The organism is Nitrospinaceae bacterium, from assembly GCA_018669005.1.
Classification (GTDB): domain Bacteria; phylum UBA8248; class UBA8248; order UBA8248; family UBA8248; genus UBA8248.
The window spans coordinates 1-3009 of the sequence record JABJAL010000069.1 but is presented as its reverse complement, the minus strand read 5'-3'; the positions used below and the strand labels follow the sequence as shown (position 1 = coordinate 3009).

Sequence of the window (3009 nt, the reverse complement as noted above, 5' to 3'; positions counted from 1 at the left end):
ATCCTTACTTGCATCGCTCGCAAAGCGGTGCGCCCGATTTATTCTCCGCCCATCAGGTATGCCGTGTACACACTTGAGCGCCGTCTACAGGGCGAGGGATGCAAGCGCATCGCGGGGGTGGATGAGGTGGGACGTGGGCCGCTAGCCGGCCCCGTGGTCGCTGCGGCAGTGGTTCTTGATCCCGACGATCCAATAGAGGGGCTAGCCGACAGTAAAAAATTGTCTCCCAAAAAACGTGAATTGCTTTTTTCACAGATTGGCAAACGCGCCCTCTTTGTTGCCGTTGCGGGCATCGGCGCGCGCGAGATAGAGCGCCATAATATCCTTCAGGCCTCCCTCCAAGCCATGGCCCGGGCGGTTGGTCGTCTAGGCAGCCCGATGGACTATCTTCTTATCGACGGCAACAAGAAAATCCCCGTTGGCGTGCCGCAGTCGGCAGTTGTTTCGGGTGATGCGACTTGTGCATCTATTGCGGCGGCGAGCATTATCGCCAAAGTCATCAGGGATCGTCTTATGGAGCGGCTCGATGCGCGTTTTCCTCTTTACGGATTTGCCCGTCACAAGGGCTACCCGACACGGGATCATCTTGCGGCAATCAGGGAGCATGGGCCCTGTTTTCTCCATCGACGCACTTTTAGAGGCGTGGCCGGATGAATCTTGAGCGCGGCCTCAGGGGAGAGGAGGCTGCCTGCAAGCTATTGCGCCGCAGCGGCTTCAAGATTATCGAGCGTAATTACAGGGGACCCCGCTACGAGGTGGACATCATCGCGCGCGAGGGTGATGTCATTGCGTTTGTCGAGGTGAAAACGCGCCCGCCGGGCGGCGCCTCAGATGGCGCCGAGGCTATCGGTGCTCAAAAGCAACATCGAATCGCCCGCGCAGCCGAGCATTATTTGATGACGCACCCCGATGCGCAGCAGGCTTTTTGCCGGTTCGACGTGGTTTTGATTGAAGCTGAATCTGGAAAAGAGGCGGGCGGGGGGCAGTTGATACGGGACGCCTACCGCTAGCGAGTGGTTGCTGTTTTGGCGAGAACGCCGTGAACATCACCGAAGAGAATGGCGTCCTCAACCGTCGCGGCAAGCGGCACCATATTCGTGTCGAGCCAGACGCGCACTTCGCCCGTTTCCTGGCCAAAGATGTTTTTAGGAAGCTTCACCAGGGCGAGAACGCCCTTTTTTTCTTTCCGCTCATACTTTATCCGGTATTCGCGCTCGGCCTTGGCGGTGGGTATCCGGATCTCAATTCTTTGAAACTTTTTTTCCTCCCCTTCGGGATTCTTGTCAGTCGCCTTGGCCTTGTAGTCCGGGAGGGTGAAAAGTGTCACTTTTTTCCCCGGCGTAAGCGCACCAAGCCTGCCGTTGCGGAAGTTGAAGAAGGCCGAAAGGAGTTCCTCGACACGCGCTCCCGGCGGCATCGGGTCGACTCCGCTTCCCTCAAGCTTATCTTTCCAGAAATATTTCCAGCTCACAGTGCGGCTTTTATGGTCGATGGCCGCCGTTGTGCGCTCCGTGCCGTCTGGTTTGTGTATCAACTTGGTATAGAGGCGGCTTATGAAGCGCCGCTTTACCGGGTCATACACCATTTCCGAGATATAGTGATTTTTCCTGCCGTACATGAGAACGCCGACCAGGCCCTTGGTTTCGGCGATAAGCTCGGCTTTGTAGCGGTTGCCCTCTATGTGCCTGAATTTTAACTCGCCTTGCGCCGCCTTGGTGAAAAATAGAAATTCAATGTTGTAGGTGAAAGTTTCATCGGGCGCAGGCGAGGCGCCTGCGGCGTGCAAGACATCGGCGGGAGCAAGAATGGCGCAAAGGCATAGCGCAATGGTTGTATTAATAAGGAGCCGTTTCATCATCAAGAGGGATTTTCTCACTGGTTCGAGGGCAGTTCGGACTCTTCTACCTCGTCAATAATATAGAGGAGAGGAAATTCCTTCAGGGATATAAAGCGCTCCTCGGAGATTTCGTTGCCGTCGGCATCAAAAATGAGCTGGACGATCGGGCGCAGGGGCTGGCCTGGTGTCGTTTCGGCTACACGACCGATGGCGTTCGAGTTCAGGCGCACGAAGCTGTTGAGCGAGAACACGGAAAGCTCCTCGATCATGACCTTGAGCAGACGTTGGTGGAACTGCACCTTTTGGGTCTGAACGATCTCTTGCACCGCCTTGTGGGGAAGCATGCGCTTCCTCTGGGGGCGGTGGTGGGTGAGCGCTTCCTAGACATCTGCCAGGCCGATAATCTTGGCGTACTCGGAAATCTCCCCGCCAGAGAGACCTTGGGGGTATCCACGGCCGTTCTCGCGCTCATGTTCGTGGTAGATCGCCTCGGCGAGCCACTGAAATTGGTCGCCGAACATGTGGAGGATAATCTCCATCCCGTATTGGGGGTGGACCCTGATTTCGGCTATCTCCTCGGAGGTCAGCTTTCCCTCTTTGTGGCGGATGTGCTGGGAGATGCCGCACATACCCACGTCATGAATCAGCGAGGCGACACCGAGGCGGATGAGGCGATCCTCAGGCCATTTGAGCCCCTGGCCAAGTTTGAGCGAATAAACCATGTGGTTGAACAGGTGTATCGCCATCGAGTTCGAGGTGTCGATAACGCTGACGGCCAGGGTGTAGAGATGCTCCATGGCTTCGGGCTCTTCAATGCAGTCATAGACGATGTCTTCGGCCTCATCGAGCGAAATTACCTCATCGTTGGCGATAGCCTGAAGGAATTTGAAAACGAATTCTATTGAGCGATCTCGCAGAGAGCTGTAGGGGTTGTTTGCAATTGGATCGAGAAGGTTCGAATCACTTTCGCTCCCATCGTTGAGGGCGGAGTACTCGGGACCTGCCAGAACAGAGCGCCGCCGCTTTTTGGGCTCCTCGCCAGGAGTACCCGCAGGCGCCTCGTTGGTTCGTCTTTCGGCGGGTGGGGCGGGCGGCTCAGGGGCAAAAGGAGAGGGCGCTGCCAGCTCTTCTTCGGGAGGCGGTGCCGGGGCAGCCGGTGATATAGATTGAGT

Annotated in this window: 5 protein-coding genes; 2 read left to right on the top strand and 3 right to left on the bottom strand. The window is 56.6% G+C overall.

The features are described 5' to 3' along the window. Positions 1-63 precede the first annotated feature (63 nt). Both HOJ95_09380 and HOJ95_09375 read left to right on the top strand, forming a co-directional pair. Positions 64-654: a ribonuclease HII gene (locus tag HOJ95_09380; protein MBT6394904.1), complete on the top strand. Its 591-nt coding sequence runs from the start codon at positions 64-66 to the stop codon at positions 652-654. Then, positions 651-1010 carry a YraN family protein gene (locus HOJ95_09375; GenBank protein ID MBT6394903.1) on the top strand — a complete coding sequence of 120 codons (360 nt, stop codon included), beginning with the start codon at positions 651-653 and terminating at the stop codon, positions 1008-1010. The genes HOJ95_09380 and HOJ95_09375 overlap by 4 nt, the downstream gene beginning before the upstream one ends. Here HOJ95_09375 and HOJ95_09370 read toward each other — a convergent pair. The 3 genes from HOJ95_09370 to HOJ95_09360 form a co-directional block, all read right to left on the bottom strand. Further along, complete coding sequence (locus HOJ95_09370) at positions 1007-1858, bottom strand: DUF3108 domain-containing protein (GenBank protein MBT6394902.1); 852 nt, start codon at positions 1856-1858, stop codon at positions 1007-1009. The two genes, HOJ95_09375 and HOJ95_09370, sit on opposite strands and share 4 nt — an antisense overlap. Before the next feature lie 14 nt (positions 1859-1872). After that, positions 1873-2181, bottom strand: coding sequence for a hypothetical protein (locus tag HOJ95_09365; protein MBT6394901.1), 309 nt, complete (start codon positions 2179-2181; stop codon positions 1873-1875). Between the two features lie 36 nt (positions 2182-2217). After that, a partial coding sequence (locus tag HOJ95_09360; protein ID MBT6394900.1) for an HD domain-containing protein occupies positions 2218-3009 on the bottom strand: 792 nt, incomplete at its 5' end.

Coding starts and splice junctions, on each gene's coding strand:
- HOJ95_09375 (MBT6394903.1), top strand. CDS start 651: ATGAATCTTGAGCGCGGCCTCAGGGGAGAGGAGGCTGCCTGCAAGCTA.
- HOJ95_09370 (MBT6394902.1), bottom strand. CDS start 1,858: ATGATGAAACGGCTCCTTATTAATACAACCATTGCGCTATGCCTTTGC.
- HOJ95_09365 (MBT6394901.1), bottom strand. CDS start 2,181: ATGCTTCCCCACAAGGCGGTGCAAGAGATCGTTCAGACCCAAAAGGTG.